Genomic DNA, 294 nt, shown 5'->3' on the forward strand with positions numbered 1-294 from the left:
GTCTGACGGCTTCGCGCTCCTTGCGCCGCTTCTGGCGTTCCTCGGCGATCGCGGGCTCGGGTTCGGTGGGGCGCCGTTTGACGGCCTCGCGCTCCTTGCGCCGTTTCTGGCGCTCCTCGGCGATCGCGGGCTCGGCGGCGCGCCGTTTGACGGCCTCGCGCTCCTTGCGCCGCTTCTGGCGTTCCTCGGCGATCGCGGGCTCGGGTTCGGCGGCGCGCCGTTTGACGGCTTCGCGCTCCTTGCGCCGCTTCTGGCGTTCCTCGGCGATCGCGGGCTCGGGGTCGGGCGGCTTCG

1 pseudogene is annotated in these 294 nt (G+C 73.8%); it reads right to left on the reverse strand.

Features of this window, described 5'->3' with window-relative positions:
* Nucleotides 1-294: pseudogene (locus tag NMG80_RS08560) on the reverse strand (DUF1682 domain-containing protein); the annotation flags it as partial.

The organism is Mesorhizobium escarrei, assembly GCF_935825525.1.
GTDB classification, from domain to species: domain Bacteria; phylum Pseudomonadota; class Alphaproteobacteria; order Rhizobiales; family Rhizobiaceae; genus Mesorhizobium; species Mesorhizobium escarrei.